Origin of the sequence: Sphingomonas faeni (assembly GCF_024273235.1) — a bacterium.
GTDB classification, from domain to species: Bacteria; Pseudomonadota; Alphaproteobacteria; order Sphingomonadales; family Sphingomonadaceae; genus Sphingomonas; species Sphingomonas faeni_A.
In genome coordinates, this window is record NZ_JANBVH010000035.1 from 22842 (window position 1) to 48225 (window position 25384).

Below are 25384 nucleotides of genomic sequence, written 5' to 3' on the forward strand. Positions count from 1 at the left end.
GGTGGGCACCCGCCATCCACGGCACGATACGCTGAGGCCGGGTGCCCACCCCCGGCCCCTCCCGCAGGCGGGAGGGGAGTTAAAGATTATGAAGACCGATACCCCAGAAGCAAAAGCCGTCCGCAGCTTGCGAGTCGGCGAACAGGCGCGTCATGCGCTGTCGGACATCCTCGCGCGCGGCGACGTGCACGATCCGGTGCTCGAAAAGCACCTCGTGACGATCACCGAAGTCCGCATGTCCCCCGATCTCCGCCACGCCACCGTCTTCGTGAAACCGTTGCTCGGTAAGGACGAAGAGAAGGTACTCAAGGCGCTCCGCACCAACACCGCCTATCTCCAGCGCGAAGTCGCGAACCGGGTGCAGATGCGGTATGCCGCCAAGCTGAAGTTCCTTGCGGACGAGAGCTTCGACGAGGGCACGCACATCGACACGCTGCTGCGCGATCCGCATGTCGCGCGGGATCTGACCGAAGATTGACTTCGCAGCCGGTAAGACGCATCTTACCTCGATGAACGCTCAGACGAAAATGTCGGAAAAGGGCCAGGTCGTCATCCCCAAGGATGTGCGCGACTCGCTCGGCTTAAACCCCGGTCAGCAGTTCGACGTCCTGCAAGCGGGTGGCGACATCGTGTTGCGACCGACGGGTAGGACGACCGGAAAGAGCGTCGCCGAGGTGCTCGCCGATCTCCGTGCGCGGGTTCGGTACGAGGGGCCGGCCATTCCGGTTGAGCAATTGAGCTGGTCGCCTGATTTCGACGAGGACGATCGTTCGGCGTGAAAGCTGTCGACACAAATATTCTCGCGCGTTTCATCCTGGCGGACGACGAGCGTCAGTCTGCGATGGCGTCCGACATACTGAGCGCGCCGGTCTGGGTCGGTCTGACCGTCTGGCTCGAACTCGGATGGGTGCTCTCGAAGCGCGCCGCGCTCGGTCGTGCGATGGTGGCCGATGCGATCGAAACGCTGCTGCAGTTGGGGACTATCCATACCGCGGATCGCGATGGTCTGGTCTGGGCGGTCACGCGATACCGAGCGGGGGCAGATTGGGCCGATATGATCCATCTCGTTTCAGCGCGGTCAGTCGCGGATGGCTTCGTGACGTTCGATCGCGGGATCGCGACCTATGCCGCGCAATCGCCCCTACCTGTCGAGACGCTGATCTGATGGCCAAGCTGTATTTCTACTACGCCTCGATGAACGCGGGGAAGTCGACGAACCTGTTGCAGGCGGACTTCAATTACCGTGAGCGGGGGATGCGGACGATGCTGTTTACCGCGGGCGTAGACAACCGGTTCGCGGCGGGGACGATCACGTCGCGGATCGGGCTGGAGGCGCCGGCGATCGCGTTCGATGCGGGGACGGATATCGGGGCTTGCGTGGTTCGGCAGCACGGCGCGGATGCGATTTCCTGCGTGCTGGTGGACGAGGCGCAGTTTCTGACGTCTGCGCAGGTCGATCAGTTGGCGCATATCTGCGACGTGGTCGGGATACCGGTGCTGGCATACGGGTTGCGGACCGATTTCCAGGGGGCGCTGTTTCCGGGATCGGCGCGGTTGCTGGCGCTGGCGGATTCGCTGGTGGAGATCAAGTCGGTTTGCGGGTGTGGGCGCAAGGCTACGATGAACCTGCGGGTCGATGGGAGCGGGCGGGCGATCGCCGAGGGGCAGCAGACCGAGATTGGCGGGAACGACCGGTATGTCGCGCTGTGTCGGCGGCATTTTCGTGAGGCCTTGGGGTAGCGTTTCGCGTCGAAAATGCCGCCGCTTCGCCGCCTACCGTCATCCCAGCGAAAGCTGGGATCTTGTCCTTTGGCGGGCGTCATCTGACCCGTGGGATACCCCGGCTTTCGCTGGGGTGACGGGTATTGGGTTAGTGACGGGGTTGGTTGGGGTGATCCCCGCTACATACGATTGTTAATCTAGGACCGAACGCATGCATGGCTGGATCATTCTCGACAAGCCGCTGGGGCTTGGCTCGACGCAGGGTGTTTCTGCGGTGAAACGCGCGTTGCGGAGCGGCGGGTATGGGAAGTTCAAGGTGGGGCATGGGGGGACGCTTGACCCGCTCGCGACAGGCGTTCTGCCGATCGCTGTCGGGGAGGCGACGAAGCTGGCTGGGCGGATGCTCGATAGCGACAAGATCTATGATTTCACGGTGATGTTCGGGGTGCAGACCGATACGCTCGATGCGGAAGGCGTGAGCATTGCGACGTCCGATGTGCGGCCGACTTTGGCGGCGGTGGAGGCTGTGCTTGCGCAGTTCACCGGGCCGATTTCTCAGGTGCCGCCGGCGTATTCCGCGCTGAAGGTGGATGGAGAGCGGGCGTATGATCTGGCGCGGGCCGGGCATGAGGTGGTGCTGGCCAGCCGGGATGTGACGATTCATTCGCTTCATTCGCTATCCTCCCCGGTACGGGGAGGGGGACCAGCGCAGCTGGTGGAGGGGGGCTTCCGCGAACGTTCCGCTGGTGGCGAGCCCCCCTCCACCCCCGTCCAAGCGGACGGCGGTCCCCCTCCCCGTACCGGGGAGGAATTGAAGGAGCCCCCCCTTCCACACGACCCGCTTGGGGAAGTCACCCTCACCGCGCACGTTTCGAAGGGCACCTATATCCGTTCCCTCGCGCGGGACATCGCGATCGCCCTCGGCACCGTCGGCCACGTCACCATGCTGCGCCGCACCAAGGCCGGTCCGTTCGACCTCTCCTCCGCGATATCGCTGGACAAACTGGAGGAACTCTCTAAGGCATCCGCGCTTGAAGATGTACTTCTGCCCTTGAGGGTGGCGCTGGACGACATCCCGGCTCTCTCCCTCACCCCCGACCAGGCAGGGGCGCTCCGACAGGGGCGTATCTTGGTCGGGATCGCCGCAGACGATGGCCAATACTTCGCCGAACTGGACGCTGTCCCGGTCGCGCTGGTCGAGGTCGAGGACGGAGACGTCCGGGTCGTTCGCGGTTTCAATCTGTGATGTCGAGGACATGAATTCATGACGATTACCGCTGAACGCAAGACCGAGCTCGTCAAGGAGCATTCGCGCGCCGAGGGTGACACCGGTTCGCCGGAAGTCCAGGTCGCGATCCTGACCGAGCGCATCAAGAACCTGACCGAGCATTTCAAGGGCCACAAGAAGGACAACCACTCGCGTCGTGGTCTTCTCATGATGGTCAACAAGCGCCGGACGCTGCTGGATTATCTCCGTCACAAGGACGGCCAGCGCTATCTGGATCTGATCGCGAAGCTCGGTCTCCGCAAGTAACACGAACGGCTCCCCTCGGGGGGCCGTTTTCGTATATAGGGTTGTTCTCCCGCGAAGGCGGGAGTCCAGACTGGGCCCCCGCCTTCGCGGGGGAACAGGAAGCGCCAGGACACAATTCGGTGAACTGGCCAGAAGCGACAACTCGCTTCGAACCGCCGCGGGCCGGCTAAGCCCGCACATAGGCCCCGTTCGCATCTGGCGACCGGAGTGAAGGAAAAAGAATGTTCGATACCAAGACCGTAAGCGCCCAGTGGGGCGGCAAGACGCTGACGCTCGAGACCGGCCGCGTTGCGCGCCAGGCCAACGGCGCAGTCCTCGCCACCCTCGGCGAGACCGTCGTTCTGTGCGCCGTGACGGCTGCACGGACCGTCAAGGAAGGGCAGGATTTCTTCCCGCTCACCGTCCATTACCAGGAGAAGTTCTCCGCGAGCGGCCGCATCCCCGGCGGCTTCTTCAAGCGTGAGCGCGGCGCGACCGAAAAGGAGACGCTGACCAGCCGTCTCATCGATCGCCCGATCCGTCCCCTCTTCCCAGAGGGTTTCTACAACGAGATCAACGTGATCTGCCAGGTTCTGTCGTATGACGGCGAGAACGAGCCGGACGTCCTCGCGATGGTCGCAGCCTCCGCGGCGCTGACAATCTCCGGCGTGCCGTTCATGGGCCCGATCGGCGCGGCACGCGTCGGCTATGTCGATGGCGCGTACATCCTTAACCCGACGCTGGAAGAAGCCAAGGCTGGCGATCTCGACCTCGTCGTCGCCGCTACCGGCCAGGCCGTGATGATGGTCGAATCGGAAGCCAAGGAGCTTTCGGAAGAGATCATGCTCGGCGCCGTGCAGTTCGCCCACAAGGCCTGCCGCGAAGCCGCCAACCTGATTATCGATCTGGCCGAGAAGGCTGCCAAGGATCCTTGGGAAATGGCCGAGCAGGCCGACCTGTCGACCGCCAAGGACAAGCTGAAGAAGCTGATCGGCAAGGACATCGCCGCCGCCTACAAGGTGACCGACAAGTCCAAGCGTTCGGACCTGCTGAATGCCGCTCGTGCGAAGGGCAAGACCGCATTCGCCGACGCGTCCCCGCAGGACCAGATGGCAGCCGGCAAGTTGATGAAGAAGCTGGAGGCGGAGATCGTCCGCGGCGCCATCCTCAAGGACGGCACCCGCATCGACGGCCGCACCACCACGCAGATCCGTCCGATCGAGGCGATGGTCCACTTCCTGCCGCGTACGCACGGCTCGGCGCTGTTCACGCGCGGCGAGACGCAGTCGATCTGCACCACCACGCTCGGTACGCGCGACGCGGAGCAGATGATCGACGGCCTGAACGGCCTCAGCTACGAAAACTTCATGCTGCACTACAACTTCCCGCCCTACTCGGTCGGTGAAGTCGGTCGCTTCGGTGCGCCGGGTCGTCGCGAAGTCGGTCACGGCAAGCTCGCATGGCGCGCGCTGCACCCGGTGCTGCCGACCAAGGAAGAGTTCCCGTACACGATCCGCGTCCTGTCGGACATCACGGAGAGCAACGGCTCGTCGTCGATGGCGACGGTCTGCGGCGGTTCGCTGAGCATGATGGATGCGGGCGTTCCGCTTAAGCGTCCGGTTTCGGGTATCGCGATGGGCCTGATCCTCGAGGGCAAGAACTTCGCGGTTCTCAGCGACATCCTCGGCGACGAGGATCACCTCGGCGACATGGACTTCAAGGTGGCTGGCACGTCCGAGGGCATCACCACGATGCAGATGGACATCAAGATCGCCGGCATCACCGAAGAGATCATGGGCAAGGCACTGGCGCAGGCCAAGGAAGGCCGCGCACACATCCTGGGCGAGATGGCCAAGGCGCTCGACCACACCCGTGAGGAACTCAGCGCCCACGCACCGCGCATCGAGAGCTTCCAGATTGACAAGTCGAAGATCCGTGAAGTCATCGGCACCGGCGGCAAGGTGATCCGCGAGATCGTCGCGCAGACCGGCGCAAAGGTCGACATCGACGACGAGGGCGTGATCAAGGTGTCGTCGTCCGACCCCGCGCAGATCGAAGCCGCGATCAAGTGGATCAAGGGCCTCGTCGAGGAAGCCGAAGTCGGCAAGGTCTATGACGGCAAGGTCGTCAACCTGGTCGATTTCGGGGCGTTCGTGAACTTCATGGGTGGCAAGGACGGTCTCGTCCACGTGTCCGAGATCAAGAACGAGCGCGTCGAGAAGGTCAGCGATGCGCTGAGCGAAGGCCAGGAGGTCAAGGTCAAGGTTCTCGAGATCGATCCGCGCGGCAAGGTGCGCCTGTCGATGCGCGTCGTCGACCAGACGACCGGCGAAGAGCTGGAGGACACGCGTCCTGCCCGTGAGCCCCGCGAGGGTGGCGATCGTGGTCCGCGCGGTCCGCGTCGCGATGGCGATGGCGGTCGTGATGCTGGTAACGGCGGTGGCGGTCGTGGTCCGCGCGGCGAAGGCGGCGGCGGCGACCGCGGCTCGCGTGGCCCGCGTCGTGACGGCGACGGTGGCCGTGACGCAGGCGGCAACGGCGGTGGCCGTGGTCCCCGTCGCGACGGCGGCGGTGGCCAGGGCGGCGAGCGCGCTCCCCGTGCCGAGCGTTCGGACGGCGACAAGGCCCCCGAGTTCGCACCGGCGTTCCTGACGGGCGATCGCGACTAAGCCTTTGCCGCTCAACGGCAAATGACGGAGGGGCTCGGGAAACCGGGCCCCTTTCTCATATCAGGCTCGCCCTGCCCCATTGTCGGGTGAAAGATGATTAATATCGGAACGGAGCGGCATGCCGGATGTTCGAACCGGTATGAACGCCATTCGCAAATCTGTAATACTCGTCGTCGATGACGACGCTCTCGTCCGGGTCCACTCCAACTTCGCGCTGGAGGATGCCGGCTATGAAGTCGTCGAAGCCAGCAACGCGGCCGACGCGCTGGTCAAGCTCAAGGAGCGGCCCGATATCGCCGCCCTGTTCACCGATGTCCGCATGCCGGGTGATTTGAACGGCATTGACCTCGCCAACGCGGTGCACGCGCAACGTCCCGACATCGCGATCCTCGTCACGTCCGGCACCGACAACGGCACGACCGCTGCTCTCCCCGCAGCGGCGCAATTCGTGCAGAAACCCTATACCGGCGCGCAGATCAGCAGGCTTCTTCAGCCCTGACGAAAGTATGACGTCGAGCCGCCGAATATTCTGCACTTGCTGCTTGCGGGCGGAATTAAGCTTACGGCTTGTCGATCGCTAGGATTGAGATCATCGTCCTTCGCTGGAGCATCGACTCGCGGGGGCGACATGATGGAAACAGCGAACACTATGCGTGCGATCCGGCAGGATGGTATCGCACGCGAGCGCCTCTTCTTTCTGGTCATGGCGATAGTCATTGCGGTCACCGTGATCTTCGGCTTTACCGTGAACGCCGCGCGGATGCACTGGACCTTCTTATCGCTGCCTTGGCATGTCCATCTTCATGCCGGTGTATTCTTATCATGGATCATGATTTACGTCGTGCAGAATTGGCTGATCGTACGCGGTTCGGTCGCGCGCCATCGCCAGTTGGGCATGATTGGCGCGGGTATTACCGCGGTGATGGTGGTGCTGGGCATCGTGACCACGGTCATGGCGATCAAGCAGCACCGGGTGCCGCCGTTCTTTCCACCGGGCGTCTTTCTCGTGCTCGACGTGCTGGGCGTGATCGGCTTCGGCGTGCTCACGGCGTGGGCGATCGCGTTGCGGAAGCAGGCGGCGTGGCACAAGCGGTTGATGTTGTGCGGGACGATCCTGGTCATGTCGCCGGCGCTGGGGCGGATCCTGCCGATGCCGATGCTGGGCGCGTTCGCACCGCTCGCGGTGTTCGCGTCGATGGCGGTGTTCGTCATCGCGGGGATGCTCTACGACCTGCGCCTGCGCGGGCGGATACATCCGGCCTATTATTGGGGCGGCGGCGTGCTGGTCGTGACGAACGGTCTGGTCGGTCCGCTGGGCTTCAGCCCGCCGGTGTTGCGACTGGTCGAGCGCCTGGCCGCATGATCGAGGCCGCGTGTTCCAGAAAGTGGGGAGCTTCTGTTGCTCGGTGCTCCCCGTACCGCCGGTTTCCACTTCTGTTGCCCGGTGTGGCCCGAACCGCGCTTTCGTCCGTATAACTTAGGTCGTTAGACCGTCAGTTATGCGGCAATTGCGAGTGCTTCGTTATCGTTGGCACTTGTGTATGGGCCGTTGCGGTGGTCCCATTCCGAGCGAAACATAGCGTCGTTGAACACACGTCGATCCTAGTTCGACCCCGTCATCGTCCCCCTCTTTCGAAGAGGGCGGTGGTGGAGTCGCCGGGTACTGCCCCCGGGTCCGCTGTGTCTATGACACGCCACGGTTTATCGCCATAGCCGCCAAGAGAAGATTCCCCCGACGGCATACTCGATATAGGCGCGCCGCAACGCGATGAAAAGCCCGGGTTCCAATGCTTTTTTATCGAGAAACGTCAATGTCCTAGCACGCGGCGTGCCAAACCGCCTTCCGCTCGCCACAAAGCGCGTGCATAGCAACCTGCATTATGTTGACGCAGCGCTCCCGCTACGCGCTCCGCGCGATGATCTTCCTAGCCGGTGAACCGGCCAATAGCCCGCCGATCCCGATGACGCGGATCGCTGCCGAGGCGAACGTGCCGCGCAAGTTCCTCGAGCTGATCCTCGCCGATCTGCGCGAGTCCGGTTTGTTGCACAGCCATCGCGGCAAGATGGGCGGGTATCGCCTGTCGCGGCCGAGCCATCTGATTTCGCTCGGCGAGGTGATCCGGATCATCGAGGGCCCGCTCGCGCTCGTGCCATGCGTCAGCCGCACCGCGTACCGCCCCTGCCCCGACTGCAAGAGCGAAGCCGACTGCGCGATCCGCTATGCGATGATGCGGGTACGGGACGAGACTGCGCGGATCCTGGACGGGACGAGCTTGGCGGATGCGAACGCCGAGGATCTGGTCGCGGCGTGAGACTTTCCTTCTCCCCTCGGGGAGAAGGTGGCGCGGTAGCGTCGGATGAGGGGGTGTTGGGATGTCCGTCCCGAGCCTCACGCCCCTCACCCTTCCGTCGCCTGACGGCTCCTCCCTCCCTCTCCCCGCAGGGGAGAGGGACCCGAGTTCACCCGCGCTTCTTCAGTTCGTCACGGATTTCGCGGAGGAGGGCGATCTCGACCGGCTCTGGTGCTGGCGCAACCGGCGTGGCGTCTTCCTCGCGCTTCAACCGTGCCGTCTCGCGCTCGATCAGCGCTGCCGTCCGGTTGACCACGCGGAGGATCATGAAGATGATGCCCGCGACGATGACGAAATTGACGAGCTGCGTCGCGAATTCACCATAGCCGAGCAGCGGCACGCCTGCCTTCTTGAGCGCGGCGTAATCGGTCAGCGAGCCGACATAGCCCGCCGGCACCGGCCCCATCCGCCAGAAATAGCTCGAGAAATCGAGCCCGCCGAAGATCTTGCCGATCACCGGCATCAGCACGTCGTCGGTGAGCGAGGTGACGATCTTGCCGAACGCCGCGCCGATGATCACCGCGATGGCGAGATCGAGCACGTTGCCGCGCATGATGAAGGCCTTGAATTCCTTGAGCATCGACGCCCCTTTCCCTGTTCGGGCCAAGGCTAGCCACCGATTTCGGTTTCGCCAACCCTGCGGACTGTCCTATGAGGGTGACACAGGTATTCAGGAGAGCCCCGATGTCACGCACCACAATCGTCCGCGGTACCGCCGCGATCCTGCTCGCATCGGCACTGGCCGGGTGCGGGATCAACAGCGTGCCGACCGCCGAGGAAAACGCCAAGGCGCGCTGGGCCGACGTCCAGAACAATTATCAGCGTCGCGCCGACCTGATCCCCAACCTCGTCGCGACCGTGAAGGCGGCCGGCGCGCAGGAGAAGGATATCCTCGTCGAGGTGACGCAGGCGCGCTCGGCCGCGAACTCGGTCCAGGTTTCGGCCGCCGATCTCTCCGATCCGGCGAAGATGGAGCAGTATCAGCGCGTCCAGGGTGCGGTCGGCGTATCGCTGCAGCGCTTGCAGGAGGCGTATCCCGAGCTGAAGAGCCAGGGCAATTACACCACGCTGATGAGCCAGCTCGAGGGCACCGAGAACCGCATCACGATCGCGCGGCGCGACTATAACGGCGCGGTGCAGGAGTATAATACCAAGATCCGCACCTTCCCCGACGCGGTCGGCGCGAAGATCTTCTATGGTGCCAAGCCGATGGTGCCGTTCGCGGCGACCACGCCGGGCGCCGAGACCGCGCCCACGGTGAACTTCGGCAACGCGAGCTGATCGGGGCGCTATGCTCCGCCACCTCCTGACGCTGGCGTTCGCGGTGCTGCTCGGTAGCAGCGCCGCGAGCGCGCAGACGCTTCCAAAGTTCACCGGCTTCGTCGTCGATGCGGCGAACGTCATTCCGCCCGACCAGGAAGCTGCGCTGACCAAGCGGCTCGACGACCTGCAAAAGGCGACCGGCAACCAACTGGTGGTCGCGACCGTGCCCGATCTCGACGGCTATCCGATCGAGGATTACGGCAATCGGCTGATCCGGAGCTGGGGCGTCGGGCTGAAGGAGGCGAACAACGGCGCGATCCTTCTGGTCGCACCGAACGACCGGAAGGTGCGGATCGAGGTCGGCTATGGCTTGGAGCCGGTGCTGACCGATGCGTTCTCCAGCGTGGTGATCAACCAGCAGATCCTGCCGCGCTTCAAGGCGGGCGACATTCCCGGCGGGATCGTCGCGGGGACGAACGCGGTGGCGGACCAGCTCGCGCTGCCCGATGCGGAGGCGCGCGCCAAGGTGACGGCCGCGGCGGCAGAGTATGACAAGACGCATCGCCGCGCCAATTCGGGTGGCGGCGGCGTGCCGATCGGGCTGATCTTCTTCGGGATCGTGCTGGCGGCGATCGTCATCCCGATGATCTCGCGGCGGGTCAGCGGGCAGCGCTACACCGATGGTGGGCGCGCTGGCGGCAGCGGTGCCTTGCCGATCGTGCTGTGGAGCATCGCCGACGCGATGACCCGTGGCGGCGGCGGCGGCGGCGGCGGTGGCTTCGGCGGCGGCGGCGATAGCGGCGGTGGCTGGGGCGGCGGCGGTTTCGGTGGCGGCGGCGGTGGATCCGGCGGCGGCGGCGGCGCATCGGGGAGTTGGTGACATGCGGCTGAGCGAAACCGATCACGACCGCGTCACCGCGGCGGTCACGCAGGCGGAGACGGCGACGACCGGCGAGATCGTCACGATCGTCGCACGGCAGTCGGATGCGTATCACGACGTGTCCCTGCACTGGGCGGTACTGGCGATGCTGCTGACGCTGGCGCTGCTCGCGTTCCACCCGGTCGCGGCGGATCATATCTACGCGGGGCTGGTCGATCCGTGGGCGCAGTCGGCACCGCAGGGCGCGCTGTATGCGATCGCGCTGGTGCTGGTGACTCTGGTGTTCCTCGCGGTCAGGCTGGTGCTGGCTTGGACTCCGGCGCGGGTGGCGCTGAGCCCCGGCGCGACCAAGGCGCGGCGGGTGCGGCGAAGGGCCCTGCTGCTGTTCCGTGCGGGGGCCGAGAAGCGGACCAAGGGCTCGACCGGCGTGCTGCTGTATCTGTCGCTGGCCGAGCATCGTGCCGAGATCATCGCCGATGACGCGATCCACTCGCGCGTGCCGAACGAAACCTGGGGCGCGGCGATGGCAGCCGTGCTGGCCGGCGTCCGCGACGATCGTCCCGCCGACGGCATGGCGGACGCGGTCGCGCAGATCGGCGCGGTGTTGGCGGAGCATTTCCCGCGAACCGGTACCGCGGTGAACGAACTTCCGGATAGGCTGATCGAATTATGAGCAAGACCGTATGGGCGGGGAAATTCCTGACCGTGCAGACCGAGGGCACGTGGGAATTCGCCGCGCGCCAGGGTGAGATCGCCGCGGCGGTGATCGTCGCGATCGATGACGGCGACGTGATCCTGGTGGAGCAGTTCCGCGTGCCGCTGGGGCGGGCGTGCCTTGAGTTGCCGGCCGGGTTGGTCGGTGACGAGACCGCGGGCGAGAGCGTCGCGGTGGCGGCCGGGCGCGAGCTGGAGGAGGAAACCGGCTACCGTGCGGACGCGATCGAAAATCTCGGCGTGTTCTATTCGTCGCCGGGGATGACGTCGGAATGCTTCACGCTGGTGCGCGCAACCGGGTTGACCAAGGTCGGCGATGGCGGCGGGGATGGTGACGAGAATATCACCGTGCACCGGGTGCCGCTGGCGGACGTGCCGGGGTTCGTGGCGGAGAAGCGGGCCGCGGGCGTGGCGATCGATACGAAGATGCTGCTGATCCTGGCGGGGTCGATTCTTTAGCGGCGGGTGTCGCGCACGCACCCTGCCCTCACCCTTCCCACGGCAAAGTCGCCGTGGGCCCCTTCCCTCTCCCCGTTGGGAGAGGGAGAGACGCCGGTGGCGATGGGTGACACTGACATCAGCGGTCGGTGGCGCTATCGCTAAACCGTACGAGACTTGTTTCCCCGCGAAGGCGGGGACCCAGACTGGGCTCCCGCCTTCGCGGGAGAACAAGGAAGCGAGTGCTAGCGGACGCCCAGAGCGCCCACCCCCTTCAGCTTACTTGAAGTTGTCCGCGTAGCTCTGCAGCTTCAGCGTCTTCTGCGGCGCCGGGACGACGGTGTATCCAAACCCCTCGCGCTCGCAATGCGCGATCGCGGCTTCGGCGGTCGGAAACAGCAGGCGCACCTGGTCACGCGTGTCGCCGCTGCCGGCCCAGCCGGTGAGCGGGTCGGGGCGTTTCGGCTCCGAGGGTTCGAATTCGAGCTGCCAGGCGTCGGTCCGGTGCTTGCCGGACTGCATGGCGTTCTTGGGGCGCTGGAAGATACGGGCGGTTGGCATGGATGCTCCTTTATCGCGAACCGGCGGCCCTTGCATCCGCCTTTTTCGTGCGCAGCGTCGCGGACGCCGCGGCAGGGTCGTCGGGCCAGGGGTGCTTGGGGTAGCGACCGCGCATTTCCTTCGCCACCGCGGTCCAGCTGCCCGCCCAGAAACCGGGGAGGTCTCGTGTCGTCTGGATCGGGCGGCCGGCGGGGGATGTGAGGCTGAGGACCAGCGGCACGCGCGCCTCGCCGATCGTCGGATGCACCGCGAGGCCGAACAGGGCCTGGACGCGGAGTTCGACTCGGGGGCCGCCTTCCGCGGCATAGTCTATCGCGTGCGTGCTGCCGGCGGGGCTGGTGAAATCGGGTGGCGCGAGGCGGTTGATGGTCTGCATCGCGTCCCAGCCGAGCAGGTTACGCAGCGCTTCGGCGAGCGCGCTAGGTGCGATCGAGTCGAGTCGGCGTTTGCCCGCGAGCAGGGGCGCGAGCCATTCGTCCGCGCGGGCGAGCAGGGTCACGTCGTCGAGCGGTACGCCGGCATAGGCGGCGCGGTCGCGCAGCGCCTGGGCGCCGTCGCTCCACGGGAGCAGCGCGACGCCGTGTTCGCGGACGCCGTCGATGAGCGCGGCGAGGATCGCGTCGGGATCGGCGCCGCTGTCAGGCCCGCTGGAGAGGCGGATCGCGCCGAGGCGGCGTTCGCGGAGGGCCTGGATGCCGCCGGTTGTGGGGTCGAACGTCACGGTGCGGCGGGATTCGATGCGGTCGGCGAAGAGGGTTTCGACGGTGACGTGGTCGATCGCTACCGCGGAGAGGATGCGCGCGCCGGCCGCCGAGCCTTGCGTGTCGGCGACGGCGAGCCATTCGGAACGGGCGAGCGGCGAGGTCGGGTCGAGCTTGAACCCGCGCCCGCCGACCGAGGCCCAGGTTTCGCCCGACGCATCGCGGCGGCGCGCGACTCGGTCGGGGAAGCCGAGCGCGACGCAAACTTCTGCTCCCCCGCCCGCTTGCGGGAGGGGGTTGGGGGGTGGGCGCCCGGTTTCGACGTCGCGCGACGAGGATGGCGCGAGCCCACCCCCCAGCCCCCTCCCGCTTGCGGGAGGGGGGGCAAGTTTCGCCCATCTCTCGGCCATTGCTCTCGCCGCTTGCGCCTTGGCTCCGCGTTCGGTTTTCCAGCGGCGGAGGCGAGTTTCGAGGTCGACGTCCTGTCCACCGATGCCGCGTTCGCCGAGCAGGACTGCGATTTGGGCCGCAACCGGCGCCAGCCCGCGCTCCCCTGCCCTCAGCAGCATGTGCGCGAGTCTCGGGGGCATCGGGAGTTTGGCAATCGCGCGCCCGTGCGACGTCGGGCGACCGTCCTCGATCGCTTCCAGCGTCGCCAACCGCGCCATCGCCTCGTCGATCGCAGCGGCGGGGGGTGGGTCGATCCAGCGAAGGTCTCGAGGATCGCCGACGCCCCAGAGCGCGCAGGCGAGGACCAGCGCGGAAAGGTCTGCTTCGAGAATTTCGGGCGGATCGTAGCGCGGGAGGCCGGCGGTGGCCGCGTCTTCCCACAGGCGATACGCTACGCCCGGCCCTAACCGCGCGGCGCGGCCGGCGCGTTGCGTGACGGCGGCCTGGCTCGCGCGTTCGGTGACCAGTCGGGTCATGCCGGCGGCGCGGTCGTAGCGGGGGCGTCTCGCCAGCCCCGAGTCGACGACGATGCGGATGCCGTCGAGCGTGAGGCTGGTTTCGGCGATGCTGGTGGCGAGCACGACCTTCCGCCGGCCGTCGGGTTCGGGGAGAATCGCAGCCCGTTGCGCGGCGGGATCGAGGCTGCCGTGGAGTTCGTGGAGGACGATGTCGTCGGGCAAATTGGCGAGGCGGTCGGCGGTGCGTTCGATCTCCGCGACGCCGGGGAGGAAGGCGAGCACGCCGCCCTCCGCTTCGCCGAGCGCGCGGCGGATGGCGGCGGCGACGGAGTCCTCGATGCGCAACTCCGCCTGGCGGCCGATGTGGCGGAGCGTCAGCGGATAGCTTCGGCCTTCGCTTTCGATGACGGGGGCGCCGTCCATCAATGCTGCAAACCGTGCGCCGTCGAGCGTTGCGGACATCGCGACGATGCGCAGGTCGGGGCGGAAGCCGGCTTGCACGTCGAGCGCCAGCGCGAGGCCGAAATCGCCGTCGAGGCTGCGTTCGTGGACTTCGTCGAACAGGACTGCGGAGACGCCGGCGAGTTCGGGATCGGCCTGGATGCGCGCGACGAAGATGCCCTCGGTGATCACCGTGACGCGGGTGGCGGCGGAGCGCTTGCTGTCCATGCGGGTGGCGTAGCCGAAGGTCTGCCCCACGGATTCGCCGGCGGTCGAGGCCATGCGTTCGGCGGCGGCGCGGGCGGCGAGGCGGCGGGGGGAGAGGAGGAGGATCTCGCCGGTGCACCAGGGTTCGGCGAGGAGGGCCGGGGCGACTGCGGTTGTCTTGCCGGCGCCCGGGGGGGCTACGAGGACGGCTGAGGTTCGATCGCGTAGGGTGGCGAGGAGGTCGGGCAGTACGGTGAGGATCGGCAGCGGCGGCGGGGTCATGCGCGCCTGCTGCCACAGTGGCGGGGTTGGCGACAGGTTTTGTGAGTGCGCGGGCATGTCGTTCGGGGGTGAGCGCCAGAACTTTGCGATCCTCCCCCGCCAGGGGGAGGTGGCTGGCGCTTGCCAGACGGAGGGGGCGGTAAGCGATAACCACCGCTCCGTGTCTTCCCCCTCCGTCACCTTCGGTGCCACCTCCCCCTGGCGGGGGAGGATCGTTCGGGGTCACGGGCGTCGATGAATTACCCATCCGTTAACAGCACCGCCCCGGCGAAGGCCGGGGTCCAGTTGGGAAACGTTGCTGACGACGGTTGCGGTTCGTTACTCGAGCCTTTCCAACTGGGCCCCGGCCTCCGCCGGGGTGGTGCACTTTCTCTGATAGCTAGGTACCGCGCAAACTCCGCGTAACGGTTCGCGTGAGAAAACTCGCCCCGCCCCCCATCGCACCGGAGGCTGGCAAGCGCGCGCTAACCTGCTAGACGCTGCGGCAGTAATCATGGCGTCCGATCCCTCCCCCAACTCGACGACGGCGACAGGCCGCACCAGCGACCGGCTCCGCGGCGGGGTCGCGCGCGCCTGGTCGAGCCGCTGGACCAAGGCGGCGCTGGCGCTTGCCGTGCTCGGCGTCGTCGCGATCTTCGCGTTCTGGTTCACGGTCATGCGCGATTTGCCGTCGGTCGATACGCTGCGCACCTACGAGCCGCCGCTCCCGACCAACGTGCGCGGCATCGATGGTGCGCCGATCCACAGCTACGCCCGCGAACGCCGCGTGGAACTCAGCTATGCCGAATATCCGCCGCTGCTGGTGAAGGCGTTCCTCGCCGCCGAGGACAAGTCGTTCTTCGAGCATCACGGCGTCGATTATCCCGGCCTCGCCGGCGCGGTGTACGACTATGTGACCAAGCTCGGCACCGGCAAGCGCGCCAAAGGCGGCTCGACGATCACGCAGCAGGTCGCGAAGAACCTGTTGATCGGCAACGCCTATTCGCCGTCGCGCAAGCTGCGCGAGGCGGTGCTGGCGTACAAGATCGAGGATACGCTGACCAAGCCGCAGATCCTGGAGCTGTACCTCAACCAGATCGCGCTCGGGCGTAACGCGTTCGGCGTCGAGGCGGCGAGCCATGCCTATTTCGACAAGGAACTCGACCAGCTCGATCTCGCGCAGATGGCGTATCTCGCGATCCTGCCCAAGGGGCCGTCGAACTACGATCCGGTGCGCAACACCGAGCGCGCGATGATCCGGCGCAACTATGTGCTGAACCGGATGCTCGACAACGGCTTCATCACGCGTGCGCAGCGGGACCAGGCGAATGCGGAGCCGCTCGGCGCGGTGTTGCGGCGTACGCCGAAGTTCCAGAGCGTCGGTGGCTATTTCGTCGAGGAAGTCCGCCGTCAGCTGATGGCGAAGTTCGGCGAGAGTGCGAAGGATGGGCCGTACAGCGTCTATTCGGGCGGGCTGTGGGTGCGGACGTCGTTCGACGCGCGGCTGCAGGACCTGGCGCAGCAAGCCTTGCGTGATGGTCTGGTGCGGTTCGACAGCGGGCGCGGCTGGAACGGCCCCATCCGCCATGTCGAGATCGAGGACGACAACTGGCTCCAGCCACTGCTCAACAGCAATATCGCGCTCGATTACCGGGATTGGGTCGCGGCGATCGTGACGGGTAAGGACGGCAATGCCTGGAGCCTCGGCTTCCGCACCGGCAAGACCGGCACGCTGCCGCGCTATGCGGCGCAGATGGCGGTGCGCGGCAAGGGCGGCAACGCGTTCGGCGCGATCAAGGTCGGCGACATCATCGCAGTGGCGCCGGAAGGCGGCCAGTTCGCGTTGCGGGCGATCCCCAAGGTCTCGGGTGCGTTCGTCGTCGAGGAACCCGCAAGCGGCCGCGTGCTGGCGATGCAGGGCGGCTTCGACGACCGGTTGCAGGCGTTCAACCGCGCGACGCAGGCGATGCGCCAGCCGGGCTCCACCATCAAGCCGATCGTCTATTCCGCCGCGCTCGACAACGGCATGACGCCGGCGTCGATCATCGTCGACGGGCCGTTCTGCGTCTATCAGGGCGCGCGGCTGGGGCAGAAATGCTTCCGCAATTTCGGCAATTCGCGTGGCGCCGGGCCGCACACGATGCGCTGGGGCATCGAGCAGTCGCGCAACCTGATGACCGTGCGGACCGCCGCGCAGACCGGCATGCCGAAGGTGGTCGCGACCATCAAGAAGATGGGCGTGGGCGATTACGCGCCGTATCTCTCGTTCGCGCTGGGCGCCGGCGAGACGACCGTCGGGCGGATGGTCAACGCGTATTCGATCCTGGCGAACAACGGCAAAGGCGGTCCGCCGTCGCTTATCGACTTCGTGCAGGATCGGCACGGCAAGGTGATCTGGCCGGAGAATTGGCGTCCGTGCGACCGGTGCAACGCGCCCGACTGGGACGGCAAGCCGATGCCGCGGCCGATCACGCGCCAGCGCCAGGTGCTCGATGCGATGACCGCGTACCAGATGGTCCACATCACCGAGGGCGTCGTCCAGCGCGGCACCGCGGTCACCTTGCGCGATCTCGATCGACCGATGTTCGGCAAGACCGGCACCAACAACGGCCCGACCGACGTGTGGTTCATCGGCGGCACGCCGCAATTCGTCGGGGGGCTGTATATCGGCTTCGATACGCCGCGGAACCTGGGGGGGGCGGCGCAGGGCGGGACGCTCGCCGCGCCGATCTTCAAGCAGTTCGCGGTGAAGGCGTATGAGAACCTGCCGAAGCTGCCGTTCCGCGCGCCCGCCGGAATCCGCATGGTCCGGATCGATCGCGGGAGTGGCCGGCCGGTCTATGGTACGTGGCCGAACACCGACGATCCCAAGCCCGCGGTGATCTGGGAAGCGTTCAAGCCGGAGAGCGAACCGCGCCGTGCCGCCCGGCGCTCCGATGCCGCCCCGACCGCGGCGGCGACCACCACCGCGGTGAAGAAGGCCGAAGCGCCGCGCGACAGCGATTTCTTGCAAAGACAAGGCGGAATCTACTAGCGCCCTTATATAGACGTCATCGCACATCAATGCGTCATCCCAGCGAAAGCTGGGATCTCGTGGTAAGGGAGGACACTCCTCGCCGCAGGAGATGCCAGCTTTCGCTGGCATGACGAAGACCGGAGAATACCCATGCGCGCCGAAGCGCAGGCTCACGTAGACACCATCAACGACGCGCTTGCGCTGCTGCGCCGCTTCCTCGACTGGGACCGCGCGCTGCGTCGTCTCGACGAGCTGAACGCGCGCGTCGAGGATCAGGCGCTCTGGTCCGATCCAAAGGCCGCGCAGGAGGTGATGCGCGAGCGTCGTCGTCTCGACGAGGCGATCAGCGCGACGCGGGCGATCCAGAGCGAACTCAGCGACACCGCCGAGCTGATCGAGATGGCCGAGGCCGAGGGCGATACCGCGATGGAGGCGGACGGCGTCGCCGCGCTCGCCGAACTCGCCGCGCGTGCCGACCGGGACAAGATCAAGGCGCTGCTGGCGGGCGAGGCCGATGCCAATGACACATATATCGAGGTCAACGCCGGCGCTGGCGGGACCGAGAGCCAGGACTGGGCGGGCATGCTCAGCCGGATGTATTCGCGCTGGGGCGAGCGCCACGGCCTGAAGGTCGAGCTGATCGACCAGCATTCGGGCGAGCAGGCCGGGATCAAGTCCGCCACGCTGCTGCTCAAGGGCGAGAACGCGTACGGCTATGCCAAGACCGAGAGCGGCGTGCACCGGCTCGTGCGGATCAGCCCGTACGACTCGGCCGCGCGGCGGCATACGTCGTTCGCCAGCGTCTGGGTGTATCCGGTCGTCGACGACAATATCGAGGTCGAATACAACGAGAGCGACCTGCGCATCGACACCTACCGCGCGTCGGGCGCCGGTGGCCAGCACATCAACACGACCGACTCGGCGGTGCGTATCACGCACATCCCGACCGGCATCGTCGTGCAGTGCCAGAACCAGCGCTCGCAGCACAAGAACAAGGCCGAGGCGTACAACCAGCTTCGCGCGCGCCTGTACGAGCGCGAACTGGCGATCCGCGAGACTGCGGCGAACGCCGAGAATGCGGGCAAGACCGATATCGGCTGGGGTCACCAGATCCGCTCCTACGTGCTTCAGCCGTACCAGATGGTGAAGGATTTGCGGACGGGCGTGGTCTCGACCAGCCCGTCGGACGTGCTCGACGGCGACCTCGAAATGTTCATGGCGGCCGCGCTGTCGCAGCGCGTGACGGGCGAGGCCGTCGAAGTGGAGGACGTCGATTGAACTCCACCCGTTCGTCCCGAGTAGCGTTCGAGTGTATCGAGAAGGCGTATCGAGGGACATGCACCTCGATACGCGCCCTCGACAGGCTCGGTCGCTACTCGGCACGAACGGTGTTTCTGGGTGGGCTGGCTCTGTCGTTGGGCGCGTGCGACGGCAGCAAGCCGCTGATCAAGCGCGAGCCCAAGGAGCCGGTGTTTCCCGCCGCCGACCGTCCGGTCGCGTCGATCGTATCGTCGCGCTGGTCTAACGAAGAGGCGCGCGATCGGCTGAACGAAGCCGGCGAGGTGATGAACAAGGCCGAGATCAGCAAGGGCATGACGGTCGCGGATATCGGCGCGGGCGAAGGATACTACACGATCCGCATGGCGGCGCGGGTCGGCAAGGAGGGCCGCGTGCTCGCCGAGGACATCGTCGCGAGCGTTCGCGACACGCTGGCGGAACGCGTCGCGCGCGAGGACCTGGCGAACGTCAGCGTGAAGCTGGGCGAGCCGAACGACCCCAAGCTGCCCGAGGCGAGTTTCGACCGGGTGCTGATGGTGCACATGTATCACGAGATCGAGCAGCCGTACGAGTTCCTGTGGCGGTTGCGGCCGTCGTTGAAGCCCGACGGGCTGGTGGTTGTAGTGGATGCGAACCGCCGGACGCAGGACCACGGCACGCCGCCGGCGCTGTTGAAGTGCGAGTTCGCGGCGGTGGGGTACACGCAGGTGGATATGGACGACATGCCGTCGGCGGGCGGGTATCTGGCGACGTTCAAGGCGACCGGGCCGCGGCCGAAGCCTGAGGCGATCCGGGCGTGTCGGTTGAAGTGAGGATGAGCGTCGGCTTCGGCTTCGGCTTCGGCTTCGGCTTCGGTTCCAAATCCTAACCCGGCCAACTGCACCACCCCGGCGGAGGCCGGGGCCCAGTTGGAAAGGCAGCAGTAACGGCGTTCGGCTCTAAGTTGGCGACGTCCCCCAACTGGGCCCCGGCCTTCGCCGGGGTGGTGTGCTTGGGCGGGCACGCGTCCTTCACATCGCTCCTCATGCGCAGACTTGTGAGTCCGTCGCGCGCGATCCGACGGCAGCCCACACTTCCTTGTTCTCCCGCGAAGGCGGGAGCCCAGCCTGGGTCCCCGCCTTTGCGGGGAAACAAACTTCTCCATCGCCACGGAAAACTCCGCTTCATCAAGCTGATCCGGCCACGGTAGTGTAGGGGATTGCCGCGCGACCTCACACCACGCCCATCGCGCGCAGGCTCGTTACCCGCTCCTCCGCGATCACCAGATGATCCAGCAGCAGCACGTCCAGCGTCCGCAACCCCGCCGCCAGCGCTCGCGTGAATGCCACGTCGCGCGCACTCGGCGTCGCATCGCCGCTCGGGTGATTGTGCGCGATCACGACCGCGACCGCATCGAACCCCAGCGCATCCGCCGCGACCGTGCGGATCGAGATCGCCACGTGATCCCTCCCGCCCGCGACATGCCGCATCCCGAGAAGCCTCCGATTCGGATCAAGATATGCGACTGCCATGATCTCGATCGTGGCATCACACAGCCCGGCGAACAGCGCACGCGCCGTCCTCAAGTCGGCGATACAAGGATAGGGCGCAAGCGGCGGTGGCACATACCCGCGTGCGCCGTCGGGCGGGCGGCTGCACGCGCAACCGCGTCCACATCCGCTTGAGCCCCCGCCCCCGCACCGCTACGCACGCACCATGCGCCAATATCTAGACCTCATGGACCGCGTGCTCTCGACCGGCGTCGAGACGATGGACCGCACCGGCACCGGCACGCTCAGCGTGTTCGGCGCGCAGATGCGGTTCGATCTCGCGCAGGGCTTCCCCGTGCTCACCACCAAGAAGCTCCACCTCCGCTCGATCATCGTCGAATTGCTGTGGTTCCTGCGCGGCGACACCAATGTCCGCTGGTTGCAGGACCGGAAAGTCGCGATCTGGGACGAGTGGGCGGACGAGAACGGCGATCTCGGCCCGGTCTACGGCAAGCAATGGCGCGACTGGGCGACCGCGGACGGCCGCCACATCGACCAGATCGCCGAGCTGATCGACCAGATCAGGACCAACCCCGCCTCGCGCCGCCAGATCGTCAGCGCGTGGAACCCGGGCGACCTCCACGCAATGGCGCTCGCGCCGTGCCACTGCCTGTTCCAGACGCATGTCGCGAACGGCAAGCTGTCGTTGCAACTCTACCAGCGCTCGGGCGACATCTTCCTCGGCGTGCCGTTCAACATCGCCAGCTATGCGCTGCTGACGCATATCCTCGCGCAGCAATGCGGGCTGGAAGTCGGCGAGTTCATCTGGACCGGCGGCGATTGCCACCTCTATTCGAACCATCTGGAGCAGGCTCAGCTGCAACTGACGCGCTCGCCGGGGCCGTTGCCGCGGCTCGAGATCGTGCGGAAGCCGGACTCGATCGATACGTATGAATATGAGGACTTCGTGCTCCACGATTACGTGGCGCAGGCCCACATCAAGGCGCCGGTCGCGGTCTGAACAGAGAGCGAATCGCAATAGGAACCGGGGGTGGCGCCCTTGGTTGACCGTCCGAACCTATTCGGAAGGCCCATCATGGACATCACCCAGCTCATTCTCGATGAACACGCGCAGCAGCGCGCGCTGTTCGCGCAGATCGATTCGATCGACGCCAAGGACACCGAGGCGCTGTCGGCGCTGTGGACGCGGCTCAAGAACCTGCTCGACGCGCATGCCGAGGCGGAGGAGCGCTTCTTCTACCCGCGTCTGATGAAGATCGGCACCGGCGGCAACGACGCCGATTCGGTCGCCGAGGAGACCGAGGACGCGATCGAGGATCACAACGACATCCGCGATACGGGCGAGGCGGTCGACAAGCATCCGGTGGGTTCGGATGCGTGGTTCGAAGCGGTCGGCGAATGCAACAAGGCGAACAGCGATCATCTGGCGGAGGAAGAACGTCAGGGCCTGACCGATTTCCGCAAACATGCGACGCTGGAGGAGCGGCATGAGCTGGGGGTGCGGTTTGCGGCGTTCGAGGCGAATCATCTGAACGGGGTGAAGGTCGTCGACAAGGACCCCGAGGCATATGTGAAGGAGCACGCGCCAAGCTGAGGCCCCACCACCTTACCACCCCGGCGAAGGCCGGGGCCCAATTGGAAAGGTCGGCGTAACGGAGCGCGGCACCCATCAGCAACGTCTCCCAATTGGGCCCCGGCCTGCGCCGGGGTGGAATTATAGGGGTACGGTTCTCCTGCGGACGCAGGAGCCCAGGGTCCCAAGCGCCATCTCCCGCAATCCTGGACTCCTGCGTGCGCAGGAGAACAACGGGGCTAGTCGCGAGATATGACGTCCGGCATGACCACCGCCATGATCACCTTCTACCTCGCCCGCGCCACCAACGGCGTCATCGGCCGCGACGGCCAACTGCCTTGGCGCATCCCCGCCGATCTCAAGCGCTTCAAGGCGCTGACGATGGGCAAGCCGATGGTGATGGGGCGCAAGACGTTCGAGAGCTTCCCGAGCCCCCTCCCCGGCCGTCGCCACATCGTCCTCACGCGCGGCGACTGGACCGCGGCGGGTGCCGAGGTCGCGTATTCGGTCGAGGAAGCGCTGGCGATGGCGGGCGACGACGTCGCGGTGATCGGCGGCGCGCAGATCTACGCGCAGTTGCTGCCCCACGCGGATCGAATCGAACTCACCGAAGTCCATGCCGAACCCGAGGGCGACGCGACCGTGCCCGCGTTCGATGGCTGGCGCGAGATCGCCCGCGAAGACCACCCCGCCGAGGGTGATCGCCCTGCCTATAGCTTCGTGACGCTCACGCGCTGACGCCCCCCTCCCTGGAAGGGAGGGGCCGGGGGTGGGTCGGCCAGTTTATGCCATCGGCGTCTGGAACTTGCGGAAGCCCACCCACCCCTGACCCCTTCCTTCCAGGGAGGGGAAAGCGTCGTATCCGGTGACACCTAGCGTGACCCCTTCCACCCCCCTATAGCCCGCCTCCATGCAGCGGCTCGACGGCGGCGCTTCCATTCCTTCGCAGCTTGCGGACGGGATCGTCGCGCTGGGCAATTTCGATGGATTTCACCTCGGTCACCAGGCGGTGGTCGCGCGCGCGATCGCGTGGGCCAAGGCGGAGGGCCGCCCGGCGCTGGTGGCGACGTTCGATCCGCATCCGGTGCGCCATTTCCGCCCCGCGACCGCGCCGTTCCGCCTCACCACGCTGGACCAGCGCGAGCGGTTGTTCGCAGACGCCGGCGCCGACGCGATGGTGGTGTTCCACTTCGACGGCGATCTCGCCGCGCTGACCGCCGAGCAGTTCATCGCCGATCGGCTCGAGCGCAACCTGCGCGTCGGCGGTGTGGTGACCGGCGAGGACTTCACCTTCGGCCATGCCAAGAGCGGCACGGTCCACACGCTCGCCACGCGCGGGGCCGCACACGGGTTTCGCGCGGAGACGGTCGGCGCCGTCGCGCTCGACGGTGAGACGGTGTCCTCGACGCGAGTCCGCGACGCGTTGCGCGCCGGCGACATGGCCACCGCCACGCGCCTGCTGACGCGGCCGTTCGCGATCGAGGGCGTCGTCCAGCACGGCAACAAGGTCGGCCGCACGATCGGCTATCCGACGGCGAACCTCGACATGGGCAATTATCTTCGCCCGGCCTACGGGATCTACGCGGTGACCGGGCGGCTGGAGGACGGCCGCATCGTCAAGGGCGCCGCGAATCTCGGCATCCGCCCGAGCTTCGATCCGCCGAAGGAACTGCTCGAGCCGTTCTTCTTCGATTTCTCGGAAAACCTGTACGGGCAGACGCTCGAAGTCTCGCTGGTCGAGTATCTCCGACCGGAGGCGAAGTTCGACAGCCTCGACGCGCTGACGACGCAGATGGACGCCGACTGCGCGCGGGCCAGGGCGATCCTCGGCTGACTTCCCCCCTCCCTGGAAGGGAGGGGTCGGGGGTGGGTCGGCCGGTTGGCGAACGTGACGGCAATTCCGAACCGACCCACCCCCAGCCCCTCCCTTCCAGGGAGGGGAGCAAGAGCGGGACGGGGGATGGCAACGTGAGCCGCTACCCGCTACAGCCCGGCCCACTTATGACCGATACTCCTGCGCCCGCCCGCGATTACCGCGACACCGTCTTCCTGCCGAAGACCGACTTCCCGATGAAGGCGGGCCTCGCCGCCAAGGAGCCGGCGATCCTCGAGCGCTGGGCGAAGCTCGGCATCTACGACCGGCTGCGCGAACAGCGGCTCGGGCGCGAGCGGTTCATCCTGCATGACGGCCCGCCCTATGCGAACGGCGACATCCACATGGGCCACGCGATGAACAAGGTCCTGAAGGACATCATCGTGCGCTCGCAGTCGCTGATGGGCAAGGACGCGCCCTATGTCCCCGGCTGGGACTGCCACGGCCTGCCGATCGAGTGGAAGGTCGAGGAAGCGTATCGCGCGAAGAAGCTCAACAAGGACGACGTCCCCGTCGCACAGTTCCGCGCCGAATGCCGCGCCTATGCCGAGAAATGGGTCGAGGTGCAGAAGGCCGAGTTCGAACGGCTCGGCGTGATGGGCGACTGGGCCGATCCCTACCTGACGATGAAGTACGACGCGGAAGCGACGATCGTCGGCGAGCTGCTGAAGTTCGCCGAGAGCGGCCAGCTGTACCGCGGCGCCAAGCCGGTGATGTGGTCGCCGGTCGAGAAGACCGCGCTCGCCGAGGCCGAGGTCGAGTATGAGGACATCGTTTCCACTCAAATTGACGTCGCGTTCGAGATCGACTCTGCGCCGAACGCGCCCGAACTCGTGGGCGCGCATGCGGTGATCTGGACGACGACGCCGTGGACGATCCCGGTGAACCAGGCGCTGAGCTATGGGCCTGAGATCGAGTATGTCGCTGTAGCTGGAACGGTCGGTGGCGACCCGTTGCGATCCCCCGAATATGGCCCGACCTATCTCGTCGCGGAAGCATTGCTGGACCAGTTTACTAAGCGCTGCGGCTTTTTTGCGGGGCCCGACTCGATGTGGAATTTGCGCTGGCGCGGCAAGGGCTCGGACCTCGCCGACGCAACCGCACGCCACCCGATGCACGCACTCGGCGGGTTCTTCGCGAAGCCGCGCCCGTTCCTCCCGGGCGCGTTCGTCACGACCGATGCGGGCACCGGGCTCGTCCACATGGCGCCGGATCACGGCGAGGACGATTTCGAACTCTCCAAGCAATATGGCATCGACCCGGTCTTCGCAGTCGACGGCGCGGGGATGTACCGCGCCGACTGGGCATGGCTCGGCGGGCAAGGGTCGGTCATCAACAAGAAGTTCGTGAGCGCGGACGGCCCGATCTGCACCGACCTGCGCGAGGCAGGCGCGTTGCTGGCCGCGAGCGACGACTTCAAGCACAGCTATCCGCATTCGTGGCGCTCGAAGGCGAAGGTGATCTTCCGCGCGACCCCGCAATGGTTCATCCCGATGGACTCGTCTTCTTCCCCCCTCCCGCAAGC

26 protein-coding genes and 1 other RNA gene are annotated in these 25384 nt (G+C 66.4%); 22 read left to right on the forward strand and 5 right to left on the reverse strand.

Annotated features, from left to right (window positions below; all coding sequences use genetic code 11):
* Positions 1–88 precede the first annotated feature (88 nt).
* The 9 genes from rbfA to NLI89_RS16780 all read left to right on the forward strand — a co-directional run bounded on the left by rbfA (position 89) and on the right by NLI89_RS16780 (position 7267).
* Positions 89–478: a 30S ribosome-binding factor RbfA gene (rbfA, locus tag NLI89_RS16740; protein ID WP_302675837.1), complete on the forward strand. Its 390-nt coding sequence runs from the start codon at positions 89–91 to the stop codon at positions 476–478.
* 31 nt (positions 479–509) lie between these two features.
* Positions 510–779, forward strand: coding sequence for an AbrB/MazE/SpoVT family DNA-binding domain-containing protein (locus tag NLI89_RS16745; RefSeq protein ID WP_254688074.1), 270 nt, complete (start codon positions 510–512; stop codon positions 777–779).
* Positions 776–1165: a type II toxin-antitoxin system VapC family toxin gene (locus tag NLI89_RS16750; RefSeq protein WP_254688075.1), complete on the forward strand. Its 390-nt coding sequence runs from the start codon at positions 776–778 to the stop codon at positions 1163–1165. Before NLI89_RS16745 ends, NLI89_RS16750 begins: the two co-directional genes overlap by 4 nt.
* Positions 1165–1740, forward strand: a complete 576-nt coding sequence (locus NLI89_RS16755; RefSeq protein ID WP_254688076.1) for a thymidine kinase — start codon at positions 1165–1167, stop codon at positions 1738–1740. The genes NLI89_RS16750 and NLI89_RS16755 overlap by 1 nt, the downstream gene beginning before the upstream one ends.
* Before the next feature lie 193 nt (positions 1741–1933).
* On the forward strand, positions 1934–2968 hold the full coding sequence (gene truB / locus NLI89_RS16760; RefSeq protein ID WP_254688077.1) for a tRNA pseudouridine(55) synthase TruB: 1035 nt from the start codon (positions 1934–1936) through the stop codon (positions 2966–2968).
* Positions 2969–2986: 18 nt separating this feature from the next.
* Positions 2987–3256 carry a 30S ribosomal protein S15 gene (gene rpsO / locus NLI89_RS16765; RefSeq protein WP_055881152.1) on the forward strand — a complete coding sequence of 90 codons (270 nt, stop codon included), beginning with the start codon at positions 2987–2989 and terminating at the stop codon, positions 3254–3256.
* 221 nt (positions 3257–3477) lie between these two features.
* Positions 3478–5904 carry a polyribonucleotide nucleotidyltransferase gene (gene pnp, locus NLI89_RS16770; protein WP_254688078.1) on the forward strand — a complete coding sequence of 809 codons (2427 nt, stop codon included), beginning with the start codon at positions 3478–3480 and terminating at the stop codon, positions 5902–5904.
* Between the two features lie 139 nt (positions 5905–6043).
* Positions 6044–6403 (forward strand): response regulator, encoded by a 360-nt coding sequence (locus NLI89_RS16775; RefSeq protein ID WP_254688079.1) that lies wholly within the window; start codon positions 6044–6046, stop codon positions 6401–6403.
* 204 nt (positions 6404–6607) lie between these two features.
* Positions 6608–7267, forward strand: a complete 660-nt coding sequence (locus tag NLI89_RS16780) for a hypothetical protein (RefSeq protein WP_254688080.1) — start codon at positions 6608–6610, stop codon at positions 7265–7267.
* A gap of 60 nt (positions 7268–7327) precedes the next feature.
* Here NLI89_RS16780 and ssrA read toward each other — a convergent pair.
* Positions 7328–7683, reverse strand: a transfer-messenger RNA (tmRNA) gene (ssrA, locus tag NLI89_RS16785).
* 101 nt (positions 7684–7784) lie between these two features.
* Between ssrA and NLI89_RS16790 the strand changes: the two genes are divergently transcribed.
* The gene (locus tag NLI89_RS16790) at positions 7785–8216 is read left to right on the forward strand and encodes an RrF2 family transcriptional regulator (protein WP_254688081.1); all 432 of its coding nucleotides are present in this window, start codon (positions 7785–7787) and stop codon (positions 8214–8216) included.
* Between the two features lie 148 nt (positions 8217–8364).
* Here NLI89_RS16790 and mscL read toward each other — a convergent pair whose 3' ends face one another.
* Complete coding sequence (gene mscL / locus NLI89_RS16795; protein WP_254688082.1) at positions 8365–8835, reverse strand: large conductance mechanosensitive channel protein MscL; 471 nt, start codon at positions 8833–8835, stop codon at positions 8365–8367.
* 104 nt (positions 8836–8939) lie between these two features.
* Between mscL and NLI89_RS16800 the strand changes: the two genes are divergently transcribed.
* From NLI89_RS16800 to NLI89_RS16815, 4 genes are read left to right on the forward strand one after another with little or no spacing between them, the layout of a single operon-like run.
* Positions 8940–9536 carry a LemA family protein gene (locus NLI89_RS16800; RefSeq protein ID WP_254688083.1) on the forward strand — a complete coding sequence of 199 codons (597 nt, stop codon included), beginning with the start codon at positions 8940–8942 and terminating at the stop codon, positions 9534–9536.
* A gap of 10 nt (positions 9537–9546) precedes the next feature.
* A complete protein-coding gene (locus tag NLI89_RS16805; protein WP_254688084.1) occupies positions 9547–10398 on the forward strand; it encodes a TPM domain-containing protein in 852 nt (283 codons plus the stop codon).
* A gap of 1 nt (position 10399) precedes the next feature.
* Positions 10400–11071 (forward strand): TPM domain-containing protein, encoded by a 672-nt coding sequence (locus NLI89_RS16810; RefSeq protein ID WP_254688085.1) that lies wholly within the window; start codon positions 10400–10402, stop codon positions 11069–11071.
* Positions 11068–11571, forward strand: coding sequence for an NUDIX hydrolase (locus tag NLI89_RS16815; protein ID WP_302675838.1), 504 nt, complete (start codon positions 11068–11070; stop codon positions 11569–11571). The genes NLI89_RS16810 and NLI89_RS16815 overlap by 4 nt, the downstream gene beginning before the upstream one ends.
* Before the next feature lie 258 nt (positions 11572–11829).
* Here NLI89_RS16815 and NLI89_RS16820 read toward each other — a convergent pair whose 3' ends face one another.
* Entirely contained in the window at positions 11830–12111 is a 282-nt protein-coding gene (locus tag NLI89_RS16820) for an ETC complex I subunit (RefSeq protein WP_187503982.1), read from the reverse strand.
* 10 nt (positions 12112–12121) lie between these two features.
* Positions 12122–14650, reverse strand: a complete 2529-nt coding sequence (gene hrpB / locus NLI89_RS16825; RefSeq protein WP_254688095.1) for an ATP-dependent helicase HrpB — start codon at positions 14648–14650, stop codon at positions 12122–12124.
* A gap of 493 nt (positions 14651–15143) precedes the next feature.
* Here hrpB and NLI89_RS16830 point away from each other — a divergent pair, with 493 nt between their 5' ends.
* From NLI89_RS16830 to NLI89_RS16840, 3 genes are all read left to right on the forward strand, one after another.
* Positions 15144–17663, forward strand: a complete 2520-nt coding sequence (locus tag NLI89_RS16830) for a penicillin-binding protein 1A (RefSeq protein WP_254688086.1) — start codon at positions 15144–15146, stop codon at positions 17661–17663.
* 132 nt (positions 17664–17795) lie between these two features.
* Positions 17796–18923: a peptide chain release factor 2 gene (prfB, locus tag NLI89_RS16835; protein WP_187505189.1), complete on the forward strand. Its 1128-nt coding sequence runs from the start codon at positions 17796–17798 to the stop codon at positions 18921–18923.
* A gap of 110 nt (positions 18924–19033) precedes the next feature.
* Entirely contained in the window at positions 19034–19735 is a 702-nt protein-coding gene (locus NLI89_RS16840; protein WP_254688087.1) for a class I SAM-dependent methyltransferase, read from the forward strand.
* A gap of 399 nt (positions 19736–20134) precedes the next feature.
* Here NLI89_RS16840 and NLI89_RS16845 read toward each other — a convergent pair whose 3' ends face one another.
* Positions 20135–20488, reverse strand: coding sequence for a JAB domain-containing protein (locus tag NLI89_RS16845; protein WP_254688088.1), 354 nt, complete (start codon positions 20486–20488; stop codon positions 20135–20137).
* A 130-nt stretch (positions 20489–20618) separates the two neighbouring features.
* On the opposite strand from NLI89_RS16845, the gene NLI89_RS16850 reads away from it, so the two are divergent.
* The 5 genes from NLI89_RS16850 to NLI89_RS16870 form a co-directional block, all read left to right on the forward strand.
* Entirely contained in the window at positions 20619–21413 is a 795-nt protein-coding gene (locus tag NLI89_RS16850) for a thymidylate synthase (protein WP_254688089.1), read from the forward strand.
* Positions 21414–21488: 75 nt separating this feature from the next.
* Positions 21489–22007 carry a hemerythrin domain-containing protein gene (locus NLI89_RS16855; protein ID WP_254688090.1) on the forward strand — a complete coding sequence of 173 codons (519 nt, stop codon included), beginning with the start codon at positions 21489–21491 and terminating at the stop codon, positions 22005–22007.
* 255 nt (positions 22008–22262) lie between these two features.
* Complete coding sequence (locus NLI89_RS16860) at positions 22263–22724, forward strand: dihydrofolate reductase (protein ID WP_254688096.1); 462 nt, start codon at positions 22263–22265, stop codon at positions 22722–22724.
* 172 nt (positions 22725–22896) lie between these two features.
* Positions 22897–23820, forward strand: coding sequence for a bifunctional riboflavin kinase/FAD synthetase (locus NLI89_RS16865; RefSeq protein ID WP_254688091.1), 924 nt, complete (start codon positions 22897–22899; stop codon positions 23818–23820).
* Positions 23821–23987: 167 nt separating this feature from the next.
* Positions 23988–25384 (forward strand): class I tRNA ligase family protein (locus NLI89_RS16870; RefSeq protein ID WP_254688092.1); only part of this gene is annotated, 1397 nt, incomplete at its 3' end.